The sequence below is a fragment of the Sphingomonas sp. genome, assembly GCF_032114135.1.
Taxonomy (GTDB): Bacteria; Pseudomonadota; Alphaproteobacteria; order Sphingomonadales; family Sphingomonadaceae; genus Sphingomonas.
Genome location: NZ_DAMCTA010000001.1, coordinates 581,634 through 605,489, shown reverse-complemented (window position 1 = coordinate 605,489; position 23,856 = coordinate 581,634). Strand labels below are relative to the sequence as shown.

Below are 23,856 nucleotides of genomic sequence, written 5' to 3'. Positions count from 1 at the left end.
CCCTCAGTTCCGCAGCCGCTCGATCGCCTGGGCCAGCGCGACATAGAGCTTGCCCGCGTCGGACGAGAGCAGGGTCACCGCCAGCGGATTGCCTTCGCGCAGGCTGAGTACCTGGCGCAGCATCGTCTCGAAATCATGGACGTAGCGGTGGACGTTCTCACGGAACGTCTCGTCATGGTCATAGAGCCGGTGGATCTCGCGTGCCTCGTGCGGGGCGAGCAGGCGCACCGCGCGGCGGGTGAACACGCCCCGATCGCCCTTCAGATATGCCCCCCAGGCACCGTCGGTCACCTCGGTCGAGAAGGTCTTGGCGATGTCGATCGAAGTCGAGTGCAGCGCGTCGATCAGCAGCGCCATGCGATGCGCGAAGCCGTCGCTGTCGGCGCGTTCCTGCGCATCCTGTGCCTCGGCGATGCGGGTCTCGGCGAGCTGGTTGGCCTCCTCCAGCACGGTCATCTGCGCGCGGAGATGCTCGGCGGCGCGGGCGGCGGCACCGATAGCGGCGTCGGCGGCCTTGGTCAGCGTGTCGACCTGGCGGCGAACTGAAATCTCGACCGCGTTCTCGATGACATTGTCGGTGGCGTCCTGGAGCACGCGGTTGACCGCGGGCACGATGCCGTCGATCGCTTCGCGGGCATGGTCGGCCGCCTTGTTGGCGCTGTCGCGGACGCGAAGCAGCGTCTCGATCAGCTCGGGCGCCGCCTCGCTGGTGAAGCTCTTGGCGTGGAGGATCGCGCCGTCGACCGCGCGGCTGAGCGTTTCGGCCTGATCGGCGGCGGTGGCCAGCGTCTCGGCGAGCGCGGCGCGGCCGCGTTCGAGCGCGGTCTGCTGGTGGGTGACCGAGGCGGCGATGCCCGCCACCGCATCGTGGGTGGTCTCGGCAGCGGTGACCAGCCCGAGCAGTTCGGGCTTGGAGGCGGCGATGCGCTTGCGGGTGGCGTCGATCCGGTCGTCGAGCCGTTCGAGGGCTGCGGGCATCGTCTCGTCGAGTTCGCGGGCGGCGGCGTCGAGCGCGGTGAGCAGGGTCTCGGCGGTGGCGATCCCCTCACGCGCGGTGCCTTCGCCGGTGCGCATCGACTGGGTCATGCCGTCCATCGACTGGTGGAGCCCGTGGATCGCGGCGGCCAGCGCCTCGGTGCGGCGGGTGCCGGCGGCGTGGAGGACCTCCAGCTCGGAGTCGAAATTGGACGCGCCTTCGGAGAGACGGGCGAACAATGCGTCGCCCCGGCGCTGCTCCTCGCTCAGCCGCGACGAGATGCGGATGATCGCATCCTCGATCAGCGCCATGCGCTGCGCCATTGCGGTGCTGCTGTCCTCGGTGGCGCGTTCGAGCGCAGCCTGGTTGGCGCCGAGCATCGCCAGCATCGCGTCGCCCTGCGCGGCGATGCCCTGGCGCGACTGGTCGACCGCGGCGGCGGCGCGATCGAGCACCGCGTCGACTTCCGCCGACATCTGGTCGGTCACCTGTTCGAGCCGGCTGCTCGCCGCCTCGCTGGTCGCCTCCATCCGGGAGATATGCGCCGCGAGCCGCTCGGCGGCGCCGCTGGCGATGCGATCGGCCTCGCGACCGCGCTCGGCGAGCACGGTCAGCTGGATGTCGAGCGCGGCGGCGGTCTGCCCGGCCTGCAGCCCCGCGCTGTCGACCCGGTCGGCGAGCCCGCGCATTTCCTCGTGCGCCTTGGGCAACGAGGCGAGAATCACGGAAACGCTGTGCTCGGCGGCGCTGGTCATGGCGCTCAACTGCTGGGTGCCGGCAGCGACCATTTCCGCCTGGCGCTGGGCGCTGGCGGCAGCATGGGCGAGGCGCTCGGCAGCGGCGTCGCTCAGTACCGACAGGCCGGTCTCCTGCTCGGCCAGCGCGTTGCGCTGGGCAAGGAGGCGGTCGGTGAGCGCGGCGGTACGCGCTTCGAGCGCCTCGGCGGCCTCCCGCATCGCCCGTGCGGTATCGGCATGGCGGCGTGCCTCGGCGGTACTGGTGCGCATCGCGATCAAATAGAGCAGCGCGACGACGGCAGCAGGCACGCAGAGCGACGCGAGCAACTGGACGCGCTGGAAATTGCTCAGCGGCTCGTCCCAGGCGGGCAGCGCGAGCGCCGCCATGCCATAGGTCGCACCGACCCCGGCCGCTACCGCGAGCAGGGTGAGGATCCAGCCGAGGCGCGGCGCTTCGAGCGGCTCGGCGGGCGCAACGGGTGCGGGTTCGTCGATCACCCGGCTTTCCGCGAGCACGGGCGGCTCGGCGGCGTGGGTTTCGAACGATACGGCGGATTCAGCGGTGGAGCCCCCAGTCATCGGGGCACTGTACCAGCTTTGCCGCGCGGACCAAGACCGGGTTGGCAACCAAAGGTTAACGAAGGTGGAGATAGGATTAGCCATGGCGTATGATCCCGGTGCAATCGATACGAGTCTGGCGGCCGCAGTGGGCGACGATCCCGCGCTGATCGCCGAGCTTCGCGACGCGTTCCTCGAGAGCGTCAATCGTTCGGTCGACATGATGAAGACCTCCAAGGGCGCCGAACAATGGGCCGGCGCCGCGCTTCGGCTGCAGAGCCTGGCGGGCAGCTTCGGCGCGACCAGCCTGATGGGCCTGGCCGAAGAGGCCGTGCGGCGCAGCGCCCAGGACGGCGCCTTGCTGCGGCGGATCGACAAGGCGGTGGAGAAGCTCTGAGCGCGCGGCGGTCTCGGGCTAAACATTCCGGTGGATCGCTGAACGGTCGGGTTGCGGTAAACTGCCGCTTCGGGATGGCGGCCAGCGACTGAAGTTGCGGAAGTTTAGGCCTGTGCGCGTTTCAGCGGGTCTCTCGAAGGGCAGGCATGGCACGCTAAGTTTAGGAAGTTGAGGCTCGTGCAAATTCGGCGCGCATTGCTCGCCGAGACAGGCTGCGCTCTCGCAAGGCGCATCGTCGCGCGCGCGGGAGAACAGTATCAGCGGGGTCAAAGAGCGGCCGCCCGGACGCGGCAGTCTAGTACATATGGGGAACAACGACGCGGCCGCAAGGCTGTGCTGAGGCGGTCGGAGACGCGACCGGAGATCGTTGCGAATGGCCGGAGTTGGTGGTGCGCGGGCCGGCGGCTTGTTGCAAAGGCGTGGGCGCTGGCGGCCGTCCCAAAAACGATAGTGAAGCGGGAAAACGTCAGCAGACGGGGTTAATGGGCTGGCGGCTGCATAAGCTCTATTGTGATATGATCAGGGCCTGAAACATAAACCACCAGCGTTCCCTTGCGTGGACCACCGGCGATCGGCCGCGGGCTACCCTTGGCCTTCCATCCTGCGGCCTCCACGCGGCCAATGGCAGCATGGATATCAGGCACGGTCAGAGCCAGGTGGGCGGCACCGATTGCCCCCGCGCTGTCGGGCACCGCCCCATTCTGGCGCCCATTTGAATATTGCAACAGTTCGACCACGTAACCATCTGGTGCCCTGACGATCGCCGTCTTCACACTTGGATCATCGACACCTGTCACCTGATGCAGGAAGTCGCCTCCCATCTCCGACTGCCGATCAAGGGTGAAGCCGAGCGCTCCCGTCCAAAACCGAATGGCCTCGTCCAAACACGATACCGCGAAGCCCGTGTGGTCCACGGCAATCACGTTGGTGGCGTCGTTCATTGCTGCACTCTCACTGGGCTGTGCTTGCGCTATCTGGTCCTGCGCCCCGGCTGCAGCCGATGCCAGCAGCATGGCGAACATGATCTTCCTGGTGACGCCTTAACGCTTATGCCTTCTCCCGGAAAGGCGCGCAGCGAGATGGCGGGGGCCGTTGAGGCGATGAAACCAAATCCCTGACACGCCTATATGATGACGGAGACGTGAGAAAGAGAGCGCTGGACAATGGCCGCGTTTGGGAGCGCAGGTTGCTCACCTGAACGTCCATGGCTTGGCGACGGCGGGGGGCTGTCGAAAGCGCCTCAATCCGCCGCCGCAGACTCCGGCTCGAACACATCCTTCTCCCAGTTCCGTACATAGGCCGAACCGGTCGGCGCATCGATCAGGTGGACCCAGCTATCGTCGATGTTGAGCACGCGGCCGAGCGCGACGCATTCGATCGCACGCGCGCCGATCGCCTCGTCTTCCAGCCCGCGATAGTCGCCGCGGATGCGCCAGCCGCTGTCGGGCGCGTCGCCGACGCTGGGGGGCAGGGGCAGCTCGCGGTAGAGATAATGGACAGCGGCGCCCTGTTCGAGCACGCAGCTGTCGACCAGGCAGCGCGCGTCATAATGGCGCCGCGCCGGAGCCGAGGGCGGGCGCACCGGGCGGTCTTCGCCCCAGCGCAGGTCGATCACGTCGCCGCGGCGGAACGCCACCTCGCGGCCGGGGCGGAGCTGGGGCATGTCCAAGGGCACGTTGTCCAGCCGGCCCCAGAGCTTCTCGCCCTCGGCGCGGGTGATCTCCACCCACATCCGCTCGGCGGCATAGTCGCGCGAGGGCGGGGTGGACTGGAAGATCAGCTTGGCGAGGTCGCCCGGGCGCAGCGCCAGTGCTTCGTTCTCGCTGGGCAGGAAGAAGGTGTAGGGCGCGGCATCGGCCATCGGCCGGGGGTCGGCGATGGTGTAGCTACCGAACAGGCGCCGGTGCCAACGGTGGAGCATGTCGCGGATCGTACTCATCGCTTTCTACTCAACTCGCGCATCGCCGCATCGATCCCTGCAATCGTGAGCGGATACATGCGATCGCGCATCAGCTCGCGGATCATCGTTATCGAGTGCGAATAGCCCCATTGCGCCTCGGGCAATACGTTGAGCCAGACAGTGGCGGGCCAGGTATCGGTTACCCGCTGGAGCCAGGTCGCGCCGGGCTCGTCGTTCATATGCTCGACCGAGCCGCCGGCCTGGGTGACCTCATAGGGGCTCATCGACGCGTCGCCGACGAAGATCACCTTATAGTCCGGGCCATATTTGTGGAGGAGGTCGGCGGTTCGGGTGCGCTCGGCGAAGCGCCTGCGATTGTCCTTCCACACGCCTTCGTAGAGGCAGTTGTGGAAGTAGAAGAATTCCAGGTTCTTGAACTCGCTGGTCGCTGCCGAGAACAGCTCCTCGCAGAGCTTGACGAACGGGTCCATCGACCCGCCGACATCGAGGAAGAGCAGCAGCTTCACCGCGTTGTGCCGCTCGGGCCGCATCTTGACGTCGAGCCAGCCTTGCCTTGCGGTACCAGCGATCGTGCCGTCGATGTCGAGCTCTTCCGCCGCCCCTTCGCGGGCGAAGCGGCGCAGGCGGCGGAGCGCCACCTTGATGTTGCGGGTGCCGAGCTCGCGGGTGGAATCGAGGTTGCGATAGTCGCGTGCCTCCCAGACCTTCACCGCGCGCTGGTGCTTGCCTTCGCCTCCGATCCGCACGCCTTCCGGGTTGTAACCGCCATTGCCGAAGGGCGAGGTGCCGCCGGTGCCGATCCACTTGCTGCCGCCCTGGTGGCGTTCGTGCTGCTCGTTCAGGCGCTGCTGGAGCGTCTCCATCAGCTTTTCCCACGAGCCGAGCGCCTCGATCGCGGCCTTTTCCTCGTCGCTGAGATATTTGTCGGCGATCGCGCGGAGCCATTCCTCGGGGATCTCGGCCGGGGCGACGCCATAGCTCGAGGCGATGCCGCGGAATACCTTGGCGAAGACCTGGTCGAACCGATCGAGCAGCCCCTCGTCCTTCACATAGGTGGCGCGGGCGAGGAAGTAGAAGGCCTCGGGGGTCGGCTCGATCACCTGCGCGTCGAGCGCTTCGAGCAGCAGGAGGTGTTCCTTGAGGCTGGCAGGGATGCCCGCGGCGCGCAGTTCGTCGAGAAAGGCGAGGAACATGGCGCTAGCCTATGCTCGGGGAACGGGGCGCGTCCATTACGTTGACCGCCGGAGGGGAGGGGCCCGCCGCACCGTCAGCGCTGCCGCCGCGCCATGAAGGCCAGCCGCTCGAACAGCATCACGTCCTGCTCATTCTTGAGCAGCGCGCCGTGGAGCGGCGGGATCGCCTTGGTCGGGTCGCGCGACTGGAGCACCTCCAGCGGCATCTCCTCGTGGAGCAGCAGCTTGAGCCAGTCGAGCAGCTCGCTGGTCGAGGGCTTCTTCTTGAGGCCCGGCACGTCGCGGATCTCGTAGAACAGGTCCATCGCGCGGCTGACCAGCAGCTTCTGGATGCCGGGGAAGTGGACGTCGACGATCGCCTGCATCGTGTCGCGATCGGGGAACTTGATATAGTGGAAGAAGCAGCGGCGCAGGAACGCGTCGGGCAGCTCCTTCTCGTTGTTCGAGGTGATCACCACGATCGGGCGCTCGGCGGCGCGGACCGTCTCCCCGGTCTCGTAGACATGGAATTCCATGCGATCGAGTTCCTGGAGCAGGTCGTTCGGGAACTCGATATCGGCCTTGTCGATCTCGTCGATCAGCAGCACGGGGGGGGTGGGGCTGGTGAACGCCTCCCACAATTTGCCCTTGCGGATATAGTTGCCGATGTCGTGCACCCGCGGATCGCCGAGCTGGCCGTCGCGCAGCCGCGCCACCGCGTCATATTCGTACAGGCCCTGCTGCGCCTTGGTGGTCGACTTCACGTTCCACTCGATCAGCGGCGCGTTCACCGCCTTGGCGATTTCGGTGGCGAGTACGGTCTTGCCGGTGCCGGGCTCGCCCTTGACCAGGAGAGGGCGGCGCAGCGTGACGGCGGCATTGACCGCGACCTTCAGGTCCGCGGTGGCGACATAGCTCTGGGTGCCTTCGAAGCGCATGCGCAGAAGGTGGGACGAACAGTGGCGGGATGCAACCCATCCCGAGGGGCAGGTCAGCCCCGGCTGCGCGCGCTCGCGCGGGCTTCGAGCAGGTCCCACAACCCGCGATGCTGGGCGAAGACCTGTTGCGCGCCGAACAGCATCGCGCGCTCGTGCGCGGCTTCGCGGGACAAGGCATCGACCACGCTGACGGTCTCCTCGGGGATCGGCAGGCTTGCCGGCTTGGGATCGACGCCGAAGCTCGTCGCGGCACGATCGAGCACCGAGCGGATCGCGACCCACTCGATCGCCAGCGCGATCGCGGCTCCGGTCGCGCAGCCGGCGCGATCGGACTGGGCGAGCATGTCGAGCGCGTGGCGCTGCGCCGCGGCGGCGGCTTCGCTCTCGGCATGGCCGGGGGTGCTGGGCAGGGGGCCGACGGCGGCGACGAGGCGGACGAGATAGGCCCGCTCGGCGACGAAGGCGTCAGCGGCGGCTTCCAGCCACTCGCATTCGATCGGGTGCCGCCCATGGCCGGCGGCATAGTCGATCAGGCCGGGATGGCGGCCGTGGAGTCGGGCGACGTGGTGGACCGCGTCCGCCAGATCGCGGCGGGGCAGCGCGGCGGCGCGAAGGGCGCACAAATGCGGGTGGCGCGCGCTGCCGTCGGACTCCGCCATCCCGCCCATCGGGCCCCAAGCGCCCGACAAATGCTCCATCGGTGCGGTATCCAAGAGCATGACCTTCCCCATCTGGACAATGCCGCCCGCCATCGGCCGGTCCGGATGGGATCGCATAGCGACCATACCGAAGCGCATAGAAAGATGGTTACGCCGAAATTAATCTTGAAAGACAGGATTTTGGCTCCCCACGCATCCCTGTCCCAAATGAAAACGGCCCCGGGGGATACCCGGGGCCGTTGTTCCTGTACGTGGCGGATGCGCTTACTGGTCGAGGAAGCTGCGCATCTTGCGGCTGCGGCTCGGATGCTTGAGCTTGCGCAGCGCCTTGGCCTCGATCTGGCGGATACGTTCGCGCGTCACCGAGAATTGCTGGCCGACTTCTTCCAGCGTGTGATCGGTGTTCATGCCGATGCCGAAGCGCATGCGCAGCACGCGCTCCTCGCGCGGGGTGAGGCTCGCCAGGACGCGGGTGACCGTCTCCTTGAGGTTCGCCTGGATCGCCGCGTCGACCGGGATGATCGCGTTCTTGTCCTCGATGAAATCGCCCAGATGGCTGTCTTCCTCGTCGCCGATCGGCGTTTCGAGGCTGATCGGCTCCTTGGCGATCTTCATCACCTTGCGCACCTTTTCGAGCGGCATGCTCAGGCGCTCCGCCATTTCCTCGGGCGTGGGCTCGCGGCCCTGCTCGTGGAGGAACTGGCGGCTGGTGCGGACCAGCTTGTTGATCGTCTCGATCATGTGCACCGGAATACGGATGGTGCGCGCCTGATCGGCGATGCTGCGGGTGATCGCCTGGCGGATCCACCAGGTCGCATAGGTGCTGAACTTGTAGCCGCGGCGATATTCGAACTTATCCACCGCCTTCATCAGGCCGATATTGCCCTCCTGGATGAGATCCAGGAACTGCAGGCCGCGATTGGTGTACTTCTTGGCGATCGAGATCACGAGGCGGAGATTGGCCTCGACCATCTCCTTCTTGGCGATGCGGGCCTCGCGCTCGCCCTTCTGCACCATGTTGACGATGCGGCGGAACTCGGTGAGCGTCATGCCCGTCGACTGGGCGATCTCGCTCATCTCGGTGCGGATGCGATCGACCGCGCTGCCCTCGTTCTCGACGAAGGCCTTCCACTTCTTGTCGACGCCGACGACCGTCGGCAGCCAGTTCTCGTCGAGCTCGTGGTCGACATAGCGATCGAGGAAGTCCTTGCGGCTGACCTTGTGGCGCTCGGCGAGACGCAGCATCTGGCCGCCCAGCGCGGTGAGGCGCCGGTTGAAGCTGTAGAGCTGGTCGACGAGATATTCGATCTTGGCCTGGTGGAACTGGACGCTCTCCACCTCGGCGGTCAGCTCCTCACGGAGCTTGTTGTACTTCTTCTCTTCCGCCGCCGGGAAGTCCTCGCCGGCCGACATGGTGTCGAGCCGCTGCTGCTGGACCTTGCCGAACTTCTTGTAGATCGCGGTGATATTGGCGAACTTCTCGAGCGCCTGCGGCTTGAGCTGCTCTTCCATCTGGGCGAGCGAGAGGGTGTTGTCCTCCTCCTCGTCGTCCGAGGGGCGGCGGGCGCGGCGCTCGGTCAGCTCGTCATCCTCGTCCGCTGCGGCTTCTTCCGGCTCTTCCTCTTCCTTGAAAGTCGGGCCGGTGCTCGATTCGCTGATCTCGCCGTTATCGTCCTCGGCGCCTTCGACCTGTTCGGCCGACGGACCCTTGGAGAGCATGGCATCGAGATCGAGGATCTCGCGCAGCTGCATCGTGCCTTCGTTGAGGGCAGTCGACCAGCCGATGATCGCGTTGAACGTGATCGGCGACTCGCAAAGCCCGAGGATCATCGTGTCGCGGCCGGCTTCGATGCGCTTGGCGATGGCGATTTCGCCCTCGCGGCTGAGCAGCTCGACCGCGCCCATCTCGCGCAGGTACATGCGCACCGGATCGTCGGTGCGATCGACGGTTTCCTTCTTCTTCGCTACTTCGAAGGCAGGCGCGGAATCGTCGCTGGTGTCGGGGCTTTCCGAATCGTCGGCCGAGTCGTCCTCGGACTCAGCGTCCTCGCCGGCGTCCTCATTCTCGACGACGTTGATGCCCATGTCGTTGAGCGCGGCCATCACGTCCTCGATCTGCTCCGAGGACATCTGGTCCTGCGGCAGCATCTCGTTGAGCTGGTCGACGGTGATGTACCCGCGCTTTTTGGCACGCGCGACCAGCTTCTTGATCGAACCCTCGTTCAGATCGATCAGCGGCGCGTCACTCGTGTCTGCCGTGTCCGTGACGTCTGCCATGTTCGCCTTCGCCATCAAATCCCTCGAAACTCAGATGGCGGCAATTTTACACCGCCTCTATTCCTCAAAAACGCCGTCTTCCGCAAGCATCAGATTCGCAAGCCGTTCCTGAAGCTCCTGCCGCTGCCGCGAAAGCGCCACCTGGCGGGCGAACGCTTCCTCGGTGCCGTCGCGCATCAGCGCAGCAGTCGCCTCGGCGAGCGCCACATCGACGGCAGGCTGTGCCGCCATCACCGCGATCGCCTCACCCAAATCCTCGCGCGCCTTCGTCACGTCGGCCGCGGGCCGCGTGAAGGTGAAGGGGAGCGTGTCTGCGCGGAGCAACTCGCTTGCCACTGAATCGAAACCGGACGATGCCAATATGGTGAGGAAATCCGCGCTATCAAGCTGACGCGACGCCGGATTGGTGAGCGCCACCTCGACAACGGCCTCGAATAGCCGCCCAAGTGCGCCCGAGGCACTACGCAGACTCCCCAGGATCTCCATGTGCCGCGCGATCTCGACCGGGTGACGGATCAGCCCGGCAAGCACCGCGCGTGCCAATATGGGATCGAGCCCGCTCGCCTGCACGCCCTTGATAAGGTGCGAGGGCGGGGCCTCGGGCGGCTGCCAGCCGCCGCGGGCGTTGCGGGTGCCGCGCTGCTGCTGGCGGGCAGGGGCGGGGCCGCGCTGGTCCTTGCGGAATTCGCGCGGGCCGCGGCCGAACTGCTGGTCGGCACGCGCGCGAAATTCCGCGATATATTCGTGCTTTACGTTCGGGTCTTGAATCTGCTCGGCAAGTTCGGAGAGGCGGCGCTTGAGCCCGGCGCGCTGCTCGGGCGTGTCGAGAGGCCCGGCGGCGACTTCGCTCGTCCAGAGGCGATCGACCAGCGGTTCGGGCCTGGCGAGCAGCGCCTCGAAGGCGGCCGGGCCCTGTGCGCGGACGAGGTCGTCCGGGTCGAGGCCTTGGGGCAGGGTGACGAAGGCGAGGCTGCGGCCGGGCGCGAGCATCGGCAGCGCGCGGTGGGCGGCACGCAGCGCGGCCTTCTGTCCGGCGCTGTCGCCGTCGAAGCAGAGCAGGGGCACTTCGGACAGTCGCCAGAGCCGCTCGAGCTGGTGCTCAGTCAGCGCGGTGCCGAGCGGCGCCACGACCTCGCCGAACCCTGCCTGGGCGAGCGCGATCACGTCCATATAGCCCTCGACCGCGATCACGCGGTCGGCCTTGCGCGCGGCGGCCTGGGCGCGATCGAGGTTGTAGAGCGTGCGGCCCTTGTCGAAGAGCGGGGTCTCGGGCGAGTTCAGATATTTGGGCTCGCCGTCGCCGATGATGCGGCCGCCGAACGCGATGGTCCGCCCCCGCACGTCGCGGATCGGGATCATCAGCCGGCCGCGGAAGCGGTCGTACGGCTCCTTGCCCTCGACGGCGATCAGCATGCCGGATTCGACCAGCATCGGATCGCCATAGGCCTTCAGCGCGTCCTTGAGCTTGCCGCGCGAATCGGGGGCGAAGCCGAGGCCGAAGGTCCGGGCGGTCTCGGGCGTGATCCCGCGGCGCTGGAGCACGGCGCGGGCCTCGGCGCCTTCGATGCCGTTCAGCCGCTCGGTGAACCAGGTGGCGGCCTCGCCCATCAGCTCGTGCAGGCCCTTGGCGCGCTCGGCCTTTTCGGCGGCGCGGCGGTCCTGCTCGGGCATGTCGAGCCCGGCGGCCTGGGCCAGTTCCTTCACCGCATCGATGAAGGGCAGGCCGCGTTGGTCGGTCATCCAGCGGATCGCATCGCCATGCGCGCCGCAGCCGAAGCAATGGTAGAAGCCCTTGTCGTCGTTGACGTAGAAGCTGGGGGTCTTCTCGTTGTGGAAGGGGCAGCAGGCGCGGAATTCCTTGCCCGCGCGCTGCAGCTTCACCGACTTGGCGATGAGGGTGGACAGCGTGGTGCGGGCGCGGAGCTCGTCGAGAAAGGCGGGGGTGAGGGACACTGGTGCGTGATGCGCCTTTGTGGGTGAGTCGGGAAGGTGGCGGCGGGAGGTACGTGATCGATCACCCACCCCCCTTCCGCCGCTGCGCGGCTCCCTCCCCCTCCCTTGGAAGGGAGGGGGAATGATGGGGTCTGGCGCTCCCCGCCTTTGCAAGGGAGGAGAACGGTCGGTGCTAGCGCTCCCCCTCCCTTCCAAGGGAGGGGGCCGGGGGGTGGGTGACGCCTCGGTTCCACTGCCGGATCGCCAGACCGCGTGCGCGATCCGCGATCGTCTGGAGGACGCCGTCCAGATTGGTGGCAACCTCGTGGTTGGTGAAGCGAAGGACGGTGTAGCCCAGCTGCGCCAGCCCGATATCGCGGTCGCGATCTGTGTCCGCGTCATGGGTGTCGCCGTCGATCTCGACCACCAAGCCGATGCTCGGGCAGCAGAAATCGACGATCGCAGGTTCGATCACATGCTGGAAGCGGAACTTCAGCGCTTCAAGCTGCGACGCGCGAAGGCGCTGCCAGAGCTTCTGCTCCATCGGCGTGGGGTTGTGGCGAAGTTCCTTGGCGCGTGCCTGCATCCAGAGCTTGCTGTGTGTGAACATGCACCCACCCCCCCACCCCCCTCCCGTTGAAGGGAGGGGGAGCTTGCTAGCCTCAGCTCAGCGCCGCCTTCACCAGCGCGCTCGCCTTGCTCATGTCGAGCTGCGCCGCGTGGCGTGCCTTCAGCTCGGCCATCACGCGGCCCATGTCCTTCATGCCGCCCGCGCCCAGCTCGGCCTTGATCGCCTCGATCGCGGCGGTGGTTTCCGCTTCGCTCATCTGCGTCGGCAGGAAGCGCTCGATCACCACCACCTCGGCGGCCTCGGCGTCGGCGAGTTCCTGGCGGTTGCCCTTCACATACATCTCGATCGATTCGCGGCGCTGCTTGACCATCTTCTGCAGCACCTCGACCACCAACACGTCGTCATCCTCGGGCGCCTTGCCGGTGCGGGCTTCGATGTCGCGGTTCTTGATCGCGCTCTGGATCAGGCGGATCGTGGCGGTCGACGCCTTGTCGCCGCCCTTCATGGCGGTAACCAGCGCAGCCTTGATGTCGTCGCGAATCATCGTTTCTCTCGATCTTTGTACGGGAAGCCGGCAACGATAGCGGACCTGCAAAAAACTTAACAGATTGACGCACCGGGCCATGGGGGTTAGCGGGCGGCCCTTAGCAACATCGCAAACCCAAAGCAGGAGTGCCCGCCCCAAATGGCCGACGCCAAACCCTTGTCCATGCCCGTTGGAGCCACGGGCGTTCTGGTTCTGGCGAGCGGCGAGATATTGTGGGGTAGGGGATTCGGTGCCGAGGGCGATGCCGTCGGCGAGGTGTGCTTCCACACCGCGATGACCGGCTATCAGGAGATCATGACCGACCCGAGCTTCGCCGGTCAGATCATTAATTTCACCTTCCCGCACATCGGCAATGTCGGCGCCAACCCCGACGACATCGAGGCCGATGATCCCCATGCGCTGGGCATGATCGTCCGCGAGGATGTGACCGAGCCGTCGAACTTCCGCAGCACCGAACATCTCGATGCGTGGATGGCGAAGCACAACCGCATCGGCCTGTCGGGCATCGACACGCGTGCGCTTACCCGCCGGATCCGTGTCGGTGGTGCGCCGAACGGCGTGATCGCGCATTCGAAGTCGGGCACTTTCGATATCGACGCGCTGCTCGAGAAGGCGCGTGCCTGGCCGGGGCTGGAGGGCATGGACCTCGCCGTCACCGTGTCGTGCGAGACGCATTTCGGCTGGGAAGGCGGCGTGTGGAAGCTCGGTGCCGGCTATGACACCAGCCGCCCCGCAACCAAGCGCCCGCAGGTCGTCGCGATCGACTATGGTTCGAAGCGCAACATCTTCCGCAACCTGGTGCAGGCCGGCGCGGACGTGACCGTGCTGCCCGCCACCGCGACCTTCGAGCAGGTGATGGCGTTCAACCCGGACGGCTTCTTCCTCTCCAACGGCCCGGGCGATCCTGCGGCGACCGGCGAATATGCCGTACCGGTGATCCGCCAGCTGCTGGAGACCGGCAAGCCGCTGTTCGGCATCTGCCTCGGCCACCAGCTGCTCGGCCTCGCGGTGGGTGCGCAGACCACCAAGATGTTTCAGGGCCATCGCGGCGCCAACCATCCGGTCAAGCGGCTGGAAGACGGTGCGGTCGAGATCACCAGCATGAACCACGGCTTCGCCGTCGAGCGCGAGAGCCTGCCGGCCAATGCGCGCGAGACGCATGTGTCGCTGTTTGACGGCTCCAACGCCGGCATCGCGCTCACCGACCGCCCGGCGTTCAGCGTGCAGTATCACCCCGAGGCCAGCCCGGGCCCGCAGGACAGCCTCTATCTGTTCGAGCGGTTCGTGGGGATGATGGCGTGAACCTCCCCCCGTTCGATCCGACCCGCTTCGAAGAGGAGTGGGCGGCCGACAGGGACGTTCTCGAGAATCTCGCCGCCAATGGCGACAACGCGGCCGTCGCGCGGTCGATCGATGTGAGCTTCAAGGGCTCGGCGGACGCACTCGCCGCATTGGAAGATGCGGCCGAGGAGCTGGGCTTCACCGTGCTCGGCGACGAGACCTCCAAGGGCGGCGGCCGCTGGCTCTTCCTGGAGCGCACCCAGCCGACCGACGAAACCTCGATCCGTGCCCTGACCGAACTTTGTCTGCGCATAGAAGCGCATTTCGGCCTCGAATATGATGGCTGGGGATGCGTCGCTGAAACTGGAATGAAACACTGATGCCCAAGCGTACCGACATCTCGTCCATCCTCGTCATCGGCGCCGGTCCGATCGTCATCGGTCAGGCGTGCGAGTTCGATTATTCGGGCACGCAGGCGATCAAGGCCCTGAAGGAAGAGGGCTATCGCATCGTCCTGGTCAATTCGAACCCGGCGACGATCATGACCGATCCCGAGCTGGCCGACGCGACCTATATCGAGCCGATCACGCCCGCGGTCGTCGCCAAGATCATCGAGAAGGAGCGGCCCGACGCCGTTTTGCCGACAATGGGCGGCCAGACCGCGCTCAACACCGCGCTCGCGCTGTTCCGCGACGGCACGCTGGAGAAGTTCGGCGTGACGATGATCGGCGCCGATGCCGATGCGATCGACAAGGCCGAGGACCGGCTGAAGTTCAAGGACGCGATGACCAAGATCGGGCTCGAAAGCGCCCGCTCGGCGATCGCGCACACCGAGGCCGAGGCGCTGACCGCGCTCGACTATGTCGGCCTGCCGGCGATCATCCGCCCCAGCTTCACCATGGGCGGATCGGGCGGCGGCATCGCCTATAATCGCGAGGAATTCATCGCGATCGTGCGCTCGGGTCTCGACCTGTCGCCGACCACCGAGGTGCTGATCGAAGAGTCGCTGCTCGGCTGGAAGGAATATGAGATGGAGGTCGTCCGGGATCGGAACGACAATGCCATCATCGTCTGCTCGATCGAGAATATCGATCCGATGGGCACGCACACCGGCGACTCGATCACCGTCGCGCCGGCGCTGACGCTGACCGACAAGGAATACCAGATCATGCGCAACGCATCGATCGCGTGTCTCCGGGAGATCGGCGTCGAGACCGGCGGTTCGAACGTGCAGTTCGCGGTCAATCCGAAGGACGGCCGCCTGATCGTGATCGAGATGAACCCGCGCGTAAGCCGTTCCTCGGCGCTGGCCTCGAAGGCGACCGGCTTCCCGATCGCCAAGGTCGCGGCCAAGCTGGCGGTGGGCTATACGCTCGACGAGATCGACAACGACATCACCGGCGCCACCCCGGCGAGTTTCGAGCCGACGATCGATTACGTCGTCACCAAGATCCCGCGCTTCGCCTTCGAGAAGTTCAAGGGCGCCGAGGCGGTGCTGGGCACGGCGATGAAGTCGGTCGGCGAAGTGATGGCGATCGGCCGCTCGATCCACGAATCGCTGCAGAAGGCGCTGCGCGGGCTGGAAACCGGCCTCAGCGGCTTCAACGATGTCGACCGGCTGGTCGGCGCGCCGCGCGACGTGATCGAGGCGGCGCTGACCGTCCGCTCGCCCGACCGGCTGCTGATCGCGGCGCAGGCGATGCGCGAGGGCTTCAGCCTGAAGGACGTCCAGCGCTTCACCAGCTACGACCCCTGGTTCCTCGAGCGGATCGCCGAGATCCTCGACGCCGAGAAGGACGTCGCCACCAACGGCCTGCCGCAGGACGCGGCCGGCATGCGCCGCCTGAAGGCGATGGGCTTCAGCGACAAGCGCCTGGCCTATCTGGCGCTCAAGTCGGTCAACCTGCGCGCGGGCAGCGAAGTCATGGCGCGCAGCTCCGGCCTGATCGGCGAGGTGGCCAACGCCATTTCCGGCGGGGTGACCGAGGCCGAAGTGCGCAAGCTGCGCCACCGGCTGGGCGTGCGCCCGGTGTTCAAGCGCATCGACACCTGTGCGGCCGAGTTCGAGGCGAAGACGCCGTACATGTACTCGACCTATGAGGCGCCCACCTTCGGCGAGCCCGAGAACGAGGCGGAGCCGAGCGAGCGCCGCAAGATCGTGATCCTCGGCGGCGGTCCGAACCGGATCGGGCAGGGGATCGAGTTCGACTATTGCTGCTGCCACGCCTGCTTCGCGCTGGCGGATGCGGGCTATGAGACGATCATGGTCAACTGCAATCCGGAGACGGTGAGCACCGACTATGACACCTCGGACCGGCTCTATTTCGAGCCGCTGACCGCCGAGGACGTGCTCGAGATCCTCGAGGTCGAGAAGTCGAAGGGCGAACTGGTCGGCGTGATCGTCCAGTTCGGCGGCCAGACCCCGCTCAACCTCGCCAAGGCGCTGGAGGATGCGGGCATCCCGATCCTCGGCACCAGCCCCGACGCGATCGACCTCGCGGAGGACCGCGAGCGCTTCGCCGACCTGGTCGCCAAGCTGGGCCTCAAGCAGCCGATGAACGGCATCGCCCGCAGCCGCGATGAGGCGGTGCGGGTGGCCGAGCGGATCGGCTACCCCGTGCTGATGCGGCCGAGCTATGTGCTCGGCGGCCGGGCGATGGAGATCGTCGACAGCCTCCAGCAGCTCGACGACTATATCCAGACCGCGGTGCAGGTTTCGGGCGACTCGCCGGTGCTGATCGACCAGTATCTGCGCGACGCGATCGAGGTGGACGTGGACGCGATCGCCGACGGCACCGATGTGGTCGTCGCGGGCGTGCTCCAGCATATCGAGGAAGCCGGCGTCCATTCGGGCGACAGTGCCTGCTCGATCCCGCCCTACAGCCTGCCCGCCGAGATCATCGCCGAGATTGAGCGTCAGACCGTGGCGCTGGCGCGTGCACTCAAGGTCAAGGGGCTGATGAACATCCAGTTCGCGGTCAAGGACGGCGAGGTGTACCTCATCGAGGTCAACCCGCGCGCCAGCCGCACGGTGCCGTTCGTCGCCAAGGCGATCGGTGCGCCGATCGCCAAGATCGCCAGCCGGGTGATGGCGGGCGAGAAGCTGGCAAACCTGCCGGTGATCGACCGCGACATCGATTATATCGCTGTCAAGGAAGCGGTGTTCCCCTGGGCGCGCTTCCCCGGCGTCGATCCGGTGCTCTCGCCCGAGATGAAGTCGACCGGCGAAGTGATGGGGATCGACAAGGACTTCGCCACCGCCTTCGCCAAGTCGCAGCTCGGCGCCGGCACGGTGCTGCCGCAGGGCGGCACGGTGTTCGTCAGCGTCAAGCAGGGCGACAAGGCCGTGGTGCTGCCGGGCGTCAAGATCCTGGCCGATCTCGGCTTCAAGATCATCGCGACCAGCGGCACGGCGGAATTCCTCGCCGCCGAGGGCATTGCCGTGGAGACGGTCAACAAAGTGGCGCAGGGCCGTCCGCACATCGTCGACCGCATCCAGGACGGCGACGTGGCGCTGATCTTCAACACCACCGAAGGCTGGCAGTCGCTCAAGGACTCGATGAGCATCCGCGCCTCGGCGCTGGCGCAGAAGGTGCCGTACTTCACCACGGCGCCGGGCAGCGTCGCGGCGGCGCGGGCGATCGCGGCGATGCGGAGCAACCCGATCGAGGTGCAGCCGATCCAGGCGTATTTCGCGTCGCGGGGGTGAGGGGCCTCCCTTAAGCCCCTCCTCCTTGGAGGAGGGGTTGGGGTGGAGGGATTCCAGAACGTTGGTCGGTCTCGGTGAGACACAGCCCCACCCCAACCCCTCCCCTAAAGGGGAGGGGCTTAGTTGGTTAAATCTTGCGTTTTCCTCCCCCCGCCTTGATGTTTTTCGTGCCGCGACTTACTATTCGCGTTCGCACAATGGATTTCCCCAACCGATATAAGTGTGCGGACGTCGTTTTCGGGCGGCGGTCGGTACCGGGGGCGTAGTGAAGGACAAGGGCGTTATGGCGACCGTCGAGAAGATGCCGATGCTGGCGGAAGGCTATCAGAAGCTCAGCGAGGAGCTGAAGCGGCTGAAGGCCGAGCGCCCACTGATCGTGGACGCGATCGAGGAAGCGCGTGCGCATGGCGATCTTTCCGAAAACGCCGAATACCATGCCGCCAAGGAGCGGCAGGGCCAGGTCGAAGCCACGATCAACGACATCGAGGACAAGCTGAGCCGCGCCCAGATCATCGACCCCAAGGAGCTTTCGGGCGACAAGGTGGTGTTCGGTGCGACCGTGACGCTGCTCGACGAGGACGACAAGCCGGTCACCTACCAGATCGTCGGCCAGACCGAGGCGGATGCGAGCAAGGGCCGCATCTCGTACAACTCGCCGATCGGCCGCGCGCTGATCGGCCGCAAGGTCGACGAAGAGGTCGAGGTTTCGGTGCCGGCGGGCGACCGTTATTACCTGGTCTCCAAGGTCGAGTTCATCTGAGGCCTGCCATGCCGAAGCTCAGCGCCACGACGGTGATCGTCGCCGTCACGGTGGCGGTGAGCCTGATCGCCAATTTCGCGCCCAATGCGGCGCAGATCCAATATGCGGCGGGGTTCATTCCGGCGCGGCTGTCGGGCGGGCTGATCCTGTCCGGGCCGGTGGTGCCGGTGTGGCTGACCCCGCTGAGCTCGGCGCTGATCCATGGCGGCCTCGCCCATCTCGGCATGAACATGCTGATGCTGGCCTTTACCGGCAAGGAGACCGAGCGCGCGATCGGCATCAAGGGGCTGGTGACGCTGTACCTGATCGGTGCCTATGCCGCGTGCGGCGCGCAGTGGCTGGCGGACCCGATGTCGACCGCACCGATGATCGGGGCGAGCGGGGCGAGTTCGGCGGTGGTCGGTGCCTATTCGCTGCTCTACGGGCGCCAGCGCGCCAAGGCGATCGGGCCGATCCCGGCGCAGGTGGTCCACATCGCCTGGCTGGCTGCGGCCTGGGTGGGCGTCAACCTGCTGATGGGCTTCGCCTTCCTCCAGGGCGGCGTGACCGTCGCGATCTGGGCGCATATCGGCGGCTTCCTGATCGGCCTGGCGCTCGCACGGCCGATGCTGCTCTGGCGCTGGCGCCACGCGTAGACGCTTCTTCTGATGTCATCCCGGCCAAAGCCGGGATCCATTCGCCACTGCTTTTCAGCAAGAGCCGCATCGGCGACCCCAATGGATCCCGGCTTTCGCCGGGATGACGATGGTGGCGGGCGTCAGCCCTTCCGCTGCGCGATGTGCCGATCGATCACATGGCCGAGCACGGTCATCGGTACGTTGCCGCCCAGCAGCAGCGCGTCGTTGAAGGCGCGGAAGTCGAACTTGTCGCCGAGTGCGGTCTTGGCGTGCGTCCGCAGCCGGTTGATCGCGGTGTGGCCCACCTTGTAGCCGCAGGCCTGGCCCGGCCAGGAGCAATAGCGATCGACTTCGCCCTGCACCTCGTCTTCGGACGAGCCATTGGCCTCGACGAACCAGCGGATCGCCTGCGCGCGCGTCCATCGCTTGGCGTGCAGCCCGCTGTCCACCACCAGCCGACACGCGCGAAAGCCCAGCGACTGGAGATAGCCGAGCTTTGCCGCCGGGTTTGCGGCGTAGACGCCAAGCTCGTCGCCCAGCTGTTCGGCATAGAGCGCCCAGCCTTCGGAATAGGCGTTGAACTGCAAGAGCGAGCGGATCAGCGGCATCTTGAAGGTATATTCGCCCTGCCAGGCATGGCCGGGAATCGCTTCGTGATAGGCGAGGTCGGGCAGGCTGAAGCGGGTCCAGATGCCGGTCGAGCGCAGATTGACCCACAGCCGACCGGGCACCTTGCCGTCGATCGTGCCGGGGCCGCCATAGGCGCCTGCCGCGCCTGCTTCCTCCACCAGGGGAATGCGCTTCACCTCGACATTGCCCGGCACCAGCGTGTGGAAGGCCTGCGGCATCCGGCCGCGCATGTCGTCGATGCTATGCTGGAGGATCTGGATGATTTCAGCCCGGCCCGCGTCGTTCTCCGGGAAGGCGAAGCGCTTGTCGGTGGCGAGCCCGCGCATCCGGGCGCCGACCGAGCCTTGCGTATAGCCGAGCGTCTTGAGGATCGTGTCCATCTCGGCCTGGAGCTCGGCGAGCTGCGCCTTGCCCATGGCGTGGACCTCGTCCGGCGACATCGTCGTGGTGGTGCCCGCGCTCAGTGCCCAGGCGTAGTACGCGTCGCCGTCCTTGAACTTCCACACGCCGGCGTCGGAGGTAGCGCGGCCGCGCTGCTTTTCCAGCTCGGCGATCTGGCGGTCGAGCGCAGGGCCGACCTGCTCGGCGGCGATCTTGGTCGCGCGGGCCTCGTAACCGCCCGGCATCTTGGCGGCCCGCTTGGCGAGCGAGGTCACTACGTCCCACTTCGCCGGATCGCCGCTGCGGGCGAGGCGGATCTGCTTGAGGCATTTGTCGAGCAGGAAGTCGGGCGCGATCACCCCGACGCTCGCCGCCTGCTGGAGCCGCACCGTCTCGCCGTCGAGCGCGCCGGCATAGGCGACGAGCCGGTCGCAATAGGCATCGGCATCGTCGCGCGTTGCGATCTGGTGATCGCTGTCGAGCGTCTTGGGCACGTCGATATAGGCGCCGACATTCTGGATCACGACATAGGGCGTGTTGCGCCAGCTCCCCACCGCGACATCGCCGTACGGGAAGGCCATGCCCTTGAGGCCATTGGCATAGGCGGTCTGGATCACGTCGAGATGAACCCGCATCTCGGGGGTGACCGCGTTCACATCGATCCGGTCGATCTCCGCGAGCGTCGCCTTCAGATGCGCCGCCATCTTGGCGACCCCCGCCGGGGTGCGGTCGCCGAGCCGGTGCTTGAGCGCGGCGCGCGGACCCTTGTCGATGCCTAGCCCGGTGGCGCCCTCGGGGTTGAGCACCAGCAGCGCTTCGGCGGTGCGATCGATCAGCGCCTGAGCCTGGGCTTCCGCAGGATTGGCAGCACGCGCGGGATAGGCGGCCGCGGGAGTGGCCAACAGGGCGCTCGATCCGAGCAGCACATCGCGACGGGTGGTACGCATCAATTCGACCTCGGTTTGTTTTCAGTCTCGGGAAAGGGCGGGGAGCGGCTCGACCCGGAGCGTCGCGCCCGTGGCGCCAGTGATCCGCACGCGCGTTCCGGCGGCGGCTTCCGGCCCGCGCGCCGGCCATTCCCCGTCGCCGACCCGCACGCGGCCAGCATGGTCGCTCACCGGCTCGACGACGGTGACGACCTCGCCGACCAGCCGGGCGACGCGGTCGTTGAGCAGCGGGTCGGCGCTCTGCACCGGGAAGTCGCGATACCAGCGTCGTCCGATGGTGACCGTGGCGACGGACCAAAGCGCGAAGCCGACCAACTGACCGGCGGCGGGCAGGTCGGGGAAGAGCAGCGTCAGCGCGCCGATGATCGCTGCGGCCGCCGCGAGAAATACCAGAAACACCCCGGGCACCACCAGCTCGGCGATCGCGAGCGCAACCGCAGCGATCAACCAGAGCAGGGCGGGGTGCTGCAGCCAGTCCAACGGTGGGATCAACCCTGCTGGTCGAACGGACCCGGCCGGCGGGCAGGCGGCGCGGGCGGAGCGGGGGGCTTGGGGGCATTGCCGGACAGCGCGTCCTTGGCCAGCTCACCGATCCCGCCCAGCGTGCCGATCAGCTGCGTCGCCTCGACCGGGAACAGGATCGTCTTGGCATTCGGCGAGGTGGCGAACTTGCCGACCGCTTCGACATATTTCTGCGCGATGAAATAGTTGAGCGACTGGCTGCTGCCGGATTCGATCGCGTCGGATACGAGCTGCGTCGCCTTGGCCTCGGCCTCGGCGGCGCGTTCGCGCGCCTCGGCATCGCGATAGGCAGATTCGCGGCGGCCCTCGGCCTCGAGGATGCGGGCGGCCTTCTGCCCTTCGGCACGAAGAATCTCGGACGCGCGCGCGCCTTCTGCTTCGAGGATGTTGGCGCGCTTCTCGCGCTCGGCCTTCATCTGGCGGCCCATCGCGTTGACGATATCCGCCGGCGGGCGAATGTCCTTGATCTCGACGCGCGTGATCTTGACGCCCCAGGGCGTCGTCGCATGATCGACCACCGAGAGCAGCCGCGCGTTGATCTCGTCGCGCTTGGACAGCGTCTCGTCGAGGTCCATCGAACCCATCACGGTGCGCAGGTTGGTGGTCGTCAGCTGGAGCAGCGCGACATAGAGGTCCGACACTTCATAGGCGGCCTTGGCGGCATCGAGCACCTGGAAGAACACCACCCCGTCGGTGGAGATCATCGCATTGTCCTTGGTGATGATCTCCTGGCCCGGAATGTCGATCACCTGCTCCATCATGTTCACCTTGCGGCCGACACGATAGAAAAAGGCCGGGTAGAAGTTGAAGCCGGGTGCCGCGACGGTGGTGAAGCGGCCGAAATGCTCGATCGTGAATTGATAGCCCTGGGTCACGATCTTCACGCTGACCAGCAGGTAGAAAAGCACCAGCGCCACCAGCCCGGCCAAAAACACGAAAAGCACGTCCATACGCCCCGACTCCCCTCGCAATGGGGCCCAGTGCTAGCATAGAGAACGCGCATGACCAGCATGGCTCTCGCCCCCCGGACCGCCCTGTTCCTCCCCGCATCGAACGCGCGGGCCATCGCCAAGGCGCGGACGCTCGCCTGCGACATGGTGATCCTCGACCTTGAGGACGCGGTGAAACCCGAGGACAAGGACGCCGCGCGCGAGGCTGCCGTCGCGGCGATGGCGGAGGGTTTTGGCGCGCGGATCGCCGCCATCCGGGTGAACGGTGTCGACACGACGGAACACGGCGCGGATCTGGCCGCGGCGGCGCAGGCAGCGGCCGACGTCATCGTCGTCCCCAAGGTCGAGGATGCCGACACCGCCACGCGGATCGCCGCGGCAGTCGGCAAGCCGCTGCTGGCGATGATCGAGACGCCGGCCGGGGTGCTCGCGGCCCCGGCCATCGCCGCCCAGCCGGGTGTCGCCGGGCTGATCGCCGGGACCAACGACCTCAAGGCGACCCTCGGCATCCCCTCGGCGGCAGGGCGGGGCGGGCTTTCGCTGGCGCTGCAGACGGTGGTGCTGGCGGCGCGGGCGGGCAATGGCTGGGCGCTCGACGGGGTGTTCAATGCGCTCGCCGATGCCGAAGGGCTGGCCGCCGAATGTCGCGAGGGGCGCGCGCTGGGGTTTGACGGCAAGACCCTGATCCACCCCGGGCAAATCGCGGTTGCAACTGAGGCCTTTGGCGCGACCACTGACGAAATCGCGGATGCCCAAGCCCTGCTCGCGGCGGCGCAGGGGGGCGCGGAGCGGTTTCACGACCGCATGATCGAGGCCATGCACGTCGCCCAGGCCCGACTTCTTCTGCAACGTTCGGGCGCCGTCGAATAAATCTTATGCCGCGCCACCGCGGGGTCTCCGGTTCTTCTATGTCTATTGTATGGAGAATCTGCACGAGCTCGACACGACGCTGCTCCAGGCGATCACGGCGATCGAGGCGCTTCTCGCCATGCCCTGCTGCGACGTCGCCGAGCTTTCCCGAACCCGCTACCAGACCGCCCGCGCGGTTGCGGCACGGCGCCGCGCGATGGACCTGTTGTTCAATGCCGCGACCACCGAGGGCGGCGCGCGCGCCGAGCCGGTGCAGGCGGTGCGCGCGGGCAATCTCGAGATGCGGATGTTCTACACCGACCATACGGTCGCCTGGCCGACCACGCGCGCCGTCGCCCAATGGCCGGATTATGTCGTCGCCTCGCGCAAGCTCGCGCAGGTCCTCCGGCGGCAGATCGAAGTCGAACGCGCGCAATTCTATCCAGACCGCCCCTCGGTCGCTGCCTGACGCTGCCCCCTAGCGCATCCGCACCCTTGCGGTTACATGGGCCGCCAACATTCGAC

The 23,856-nt window shown here is 66.8% G+C and carries 21 protein-coding genes; 8 read left to right on the top strand and 13 right to left on the bottom strand.

The genetic code is table 11. The annotated features are described in order from the left end of the window. Positions 1-3: 3 nt before the first annotated feature. Positions 4-2,292: a hypothetical protein gene (locus RT655_RS02945; protein ID WP_313534896.1), complete on the bottom strand. Its 2,289-nt coding sequence runs from the start codon at positions 2,290-2,292 to the stop codon at positions 4-6. Positions 2,293-2,374: 82 nt separating this feature from the next. On the opposite strand from RT655_RS02945, the gene RT655_RS02940 reads away from it, so the two are divergent. Then, positions 2,375-2,668 carry an Hpt domain-containing protein gene (locus tag RT655_RS02940; RefSeq protein WP_093292741.1) on the top strand — a complete coding sequence of 98 codons (294 nt, stop codon included), beginning with the start codon at positions 2,375-2,377 and terminating at the stop codon, positions 2,666-2,668. 479 nt (positions 2,669-3,147) lie between these two features. On the opposite strand, the gene RT655_RS02935 is transcribed toward RT655_RS02940, so the two are convergent. The 9 genes from RT655_RS02935 to RT655_RS02895 all read right to left on the bottom strand — a co-directional run bounded on the left by RT655_RS02935 (position 3,148) and on the right by RT655_RS02895 (position 12,682). Continuing rightward, positions 3,148-3,690 (bottom strand): VOC family protein, encoded by a 543-nt coding sequence (locus tag RT655_RS02935; RefSeq protein ID WP_313534894.1) that lies wholly within the window; start codon positions 3,688-3,690, stop codon positions 3,148-3,150. A 218-nt stretch (positions 3,691-3,908) separates the two neighbouring features. Continuing rightward, positions 3,909-4,607, bottom strand: a complete 699-nt coding sequence (locus tag RT655_RS02930) for a DUF2185 domain-containing protein (protein ID WP_313534893.1) — start codon at positions 4,605-4,607, stop codon at positions 3,909-3,911. Continuing rightward, complete coding sequence (locus RT655_RS02925; protein WP_313534892.1) at positions 4,604-5,782, bottom strand: VWA domain-containing protein; 1,179 nt, start codon at positions 5,780-5,782, stop codon at positions 4,604-4,606. Before RT655_RS02925 ends, RT655_RS02930 begins: the two co-directional genes overlap by 4 nt. A 74-nt stretch (positions 5,783-5,856) precedes the next feature. Then, complete coding sequence (locus tag RT655_RS02920) at positions 5,857-6,699, bottom strand: MoxR family ATPase (RefSeq protein ID WP_313534891.1); 843 nt, start codon at positions 6,697-6,699, stop codon at positions 5,857-5,859. Positions 6,700-6,752: 53 nt separating this feature from the next. Then, a complete protein-coding gene (locus RT655_RS02915; protein WP_313534890.1) occupies positions 6,753-7,418 on the bottom strand; it encodes a DUF6975 family protein in 666 nt (221 codons plus the stop codon). A gap of 204 nt (positions 7,419-7,622) precedes the next feature. Next, complete coding sequence (gene rpoD, locus RT655_RS02910; RefSeq protein ID WP_313534889.1) at positions 7,623-9,650, bottom strand: RNA polymerase sigma factor RpoD; 2,028 nt, start codon at positions 9,648-9,650, stop codon at positions 7,623-7,625. A gap of 42 nt (positions 9,651-9,692) precedes the next feature. Next, positions 9,693-11,588, bottom strand: coding sequence for a DNA primase (gene dnaG / locus RT655_RS02905; RefSeq protein ID WP_313534887.1), 1,896 nt, complete (start codon positions 11,586-11,588; stop codon positions 9,693-9,695). Positions 11,589-11,760: 172 nt separating this feature from the next. Then, complete coding sequence (locus tag RT655_RS02900; protein WP_313534886.1) at positions 11,761-12,177, bottom strand: endonuclease domain-containing protein; 417 nt, start codon at positions 12,175-12,177, stop codon at positions 11,761-11,763. A 52-nt stretch (positions 12,178-12,229) separates the two neighbouring features. Further along, on the bottom strand, positions 12,230-12,682 hold the full coding sequence (locus RT655_RS02895) for a GatB/YqeY domain-containing protein (RefSeq protein ID WP_313534884.1): 453 nt from the start codon (positions 12,680-12,682) through the stop codon (positions 12,230-12,232). Between the two features lie 141 nt (positions 12,683-12,823). Here RT655_RS02895 and carA point away from each other — a divergent pair, with 141 nt between their 5' ends. The 5 genes from carA to RT655_RS02870 all read left to right on the top strand — a co-directional run bounded on the left by carA (position 12,824) and on the right by RT655_RS02870 (position 19,070). Then, the gene (carA, locus tag RT655_RS02890) at positions 12,824-13,987 is read left to right on the top strand and encodes a glutamine-hydrolyzing carbamoyl-phosphate synthase small subunit (RefSeq protein ID WP_313534883.1); all 1,164 of its coding nucleotides are present in this window, start codon (positions 12,824-12,826) and stop codon (positions 13,985-13,987) included. Continuing rightward, the gene (locus RT655_RS02885; protein WP_313534882.1) at positions 13,984-14,346 is read left to right on the top strand and encodes a ribonuclease E inhibitor RraB; all 363 of its coding nucleotides are present in this window, start codon (positions 13,984-13,986) and stop codon (positions 14,344-14,346) included. Before carA ends, RT655_RS02885 begins: the two co-directional genes overlap by 4 nt. After that, positions 14,346-17,675, top strand: a complete 3,330-nt coding sequence (gene carB, locus RT655_RS02880) for a carbamoyl-phosphate synthase large subunit (RefSeq protein WP_313534881.1) — start codon at positions 14,346-14,348, stop codon at positions 17,673-17,675. The genes RT655_RS02885 and carB overlap by 1 nt, the downstream gene beginning before the upstream one ends. A 283-nt stretch (positions 17,676-17,958) precedes the next feature. After that, positions 17,959-18,435, top strand: coding sequence for a transcription elongation factor GreA (gene greA, locus RT655_RS02875; protein ID WP_313534880.1), 477 nt, complete (start codon positions 17,959-17,961; stop codon positions 18,433-18,435). 8 nt (positions 18,436-18,443) lie between these two features. Next, the gene (locus RT655_RS02870; protein ID WP_313534879.1) at positions 18,444-19,070 is read left to right on the top strand and encodes a rhomboid family intramembrane serine protease; all 627 of its coding nucleotides are present in this window, start codon (positions 18,444-18,446) and stop codon (positions 19,068-19,070) included. Positions 19,071-19,192: 122 nt separating this feature from the next. On the opposite strand, the gene RT655_RS02865 is transcribed toward RT655_RS02870, so the two are convergent. From RT655_RS02865 to RT655_RS02855, 3 genes are read right to left on the bottom strand one after another with little or no spacing between them, the layout of a single operon-like run. Beyond that, positions 19,193-21,010, bottom strand: a complete 1,818-nt coding sequence (locus tag RT655_RS02865; RefSeq protein ID WP_313534878.1) for a DUF885 family protein — start codon at positions 21,008-21,010, stop codon at positions 19,193-19,195. A gap of 21 nt (positions 21,011-21,031) precedes the next feature. Then, positions 21,032-21,502 carry an NfeD family protein gene (locus tag RT655_RS02860; RefSeq protein WP_313534876.1) on the bottom strand — a complete coding sequence of 157 codons (471 nt, stop codon included), beginning with the start codon at positions 21,500-21,502 and terminating at the stop codon, positions 21,032-21,034. Next, positions 21,499-22,482, bottom strand: coding sequence for an SPFH domain-containing protein (locus tag RT655_RS02855; RefSeq protein WP_313534875.1), 984 nt, complete (start codon positions 22,480-22,482; stop codon positions 21,499-21,501). The genes RT655_RS02860 and RT655_RS02855 overlap by 4 nt, the downstream gene beginning before the upstream one ends. Positions 22,483-22,533: 51 nt before the next feature. Between RT655_RS02855 and RT655_RS02850 the strand changes: the two genes are divergently transcribed. Both RT655_RS02850 and RT655_RS02845 read left to right on the top strand, forming a co-directional pair. Further along, positions 22,534-23,352 (top strand): CoA ester lyase, encoded by an 819-nt coding sequence (locus tag RT655_RS02850; RefSeq protein WP_313534874.1) that lies wholly within the window; start codon positions 22,534-22,536, stop codon positions 23,350-23,352. 49 nt (positions 23,353-23,401) lie between these two features. Continuing rightward, positions 23,402-23,800 carry a hypothetical protein gene (locus RT655_RS02845; protein ID WP_313534873.1) on the top strand — a complete coding sequence of 133 codons (399 nt, stop codon included), beginning with the start codon at positions 23,402-23,404 and terminating at the stop codon, positions 23,798-23,800. The last annotated feature ends 56 nt before the right edge of the window (positions 23,801-23,856 follow it).

What these genes read in the sequence shown, in the direction of transcription:
- RT655_RS02945 (WP_313534896.1), bottom strand. Translation starts at nt 2,292, where the DNA reads ATGACTGGGGGCTCCACCGCTGAATCCGCCGTATCGTTCGAAACCCAC.
- RT655_RS02940 (WP_093292741.1), top strand. Translation starts at nt 2,375, where the DNA reads ATGGCGTATGATCCCGGTGCAATCGATACGAGTCTGGCGGCCGCAGTG.
- RT655_RS02935 (WP_313534894.1), bottom strand. Translation starts at nt 3,690, where the DNA reads ATGTTCGCCATGCTGCTGGCATCGGCTGCAGCCGGGGCGCAGGACCAG.
- RT655_RS02930 (WP_313534893.1), bottom strand. Translation starts at nt 4,607, where the DNA reads ATGAGTACGATCCGCGACATGCTCCACCGTTGGCACCGGCGCCTGTTC.
- RT655_RS02925 (WP_313534892.1), bottom strand. Translation starts at nt 5,782, where the DNA reads ATGTTCCTCGCCTTTCTCGACGAACTGCGCGCCGCGGGCATCCCTGCC.
- RT655_RS02920 (WP_313534891.1), bottom strand. Translation starts at nt 6,699, where the DNA reads ATGCGCTTCGAAGGCACCCAGAGCTATGTCGCCACCGCGGACCTGAAG.
- RT655_RS02915 (WP_313534890.1), bottom strand. Translation starts at nt 7,418, where the DNA reads ATGCTCTTGGATACCGCACCGATGGAGCATTTGTCGGGCGCTTGGGGC.
- rpoD (WP_313534889.1), bottom strand. Translation starts at nt 9,650, where the DNA reads ATGGCGAAGGCGAACATGGCAGACGTCACGGACACGGCAGACACGAGT.
- RT655_RS02900 (WP_313534886.1), bottom strand. Translation starts at nt 12,177, where the DNA reads ATGTTCACACACAGCAAGCTCTGGATGCAGGCACGCGCCAAGGAACTT.
- RT655_RS02895 (WP_313534884.1), bottom strand. Translation starts at nt 12,682, where the DNA reads ATGATTCGCGACGACATCAAGGCTGCGCTGGTTACCGCCATGAAGGGC.
- carA (WP_313534883.1), top strand. Translation starts at nt 12,824, where the DNA reads ATGGCCGACGCCAAACCCTTGTCCATGCCCGTTGGAGCCACGGGCGTT.
- carB (WP_313534881.1), top strand. Translation starts at nt 14,346, where the DNA reads ATGCCCAAGCGTACCGACATCTCGTCCATCCTCGTCATCGGCGCCGGT.
- greA (WP_313534880.1), top strand. Translation starts at nt 17,959, where the DNA reads ATGGCGACCGTCGAGAAGATGCCGATGCTGGCGGAAGGCTATCAGAAG.
- RT655_RS02870 (WP_313534879.1), top strand. Translation starts at nt 18,444, where the DNA reads ATGCCGAAGCTCAGCGCCACGACGGTGATCGTCGCCGTCACGGTGGCG.
- RT655_RS02865 (WP_313534878.1), bottom strand. Translation starts at nt 21,010, where the DNA reads ATGCGTACCACCCGTCGCGATGTGCTGCTCGGATCGAGCGCCCTGTTG.
- RT655_RS02855 (WP_313534875.1), bottom strand. Translation starts at nt 22,482, where the DNA reads ATGGACGTGCTTTTCGTGTTTTTGGCCGGGCTGGTGGCGCTGGTGCTT.
- RT655_RS02850 (WP_313534874.1), top strand. Translation starts at nt 22,534, where the DNA reads ATGACCAGCATGGCTCTCGCCCCCCGGACCGCCCTGTTCCTCCCCGCA.
- RT655_RS02845 (WP_313534873.1), top strand. Translation starts at nt 23,402, where the DNA reads ATGGAGAATCTGCACGAGCTCGACACGACGCTGCTCCAGGCGATCACG.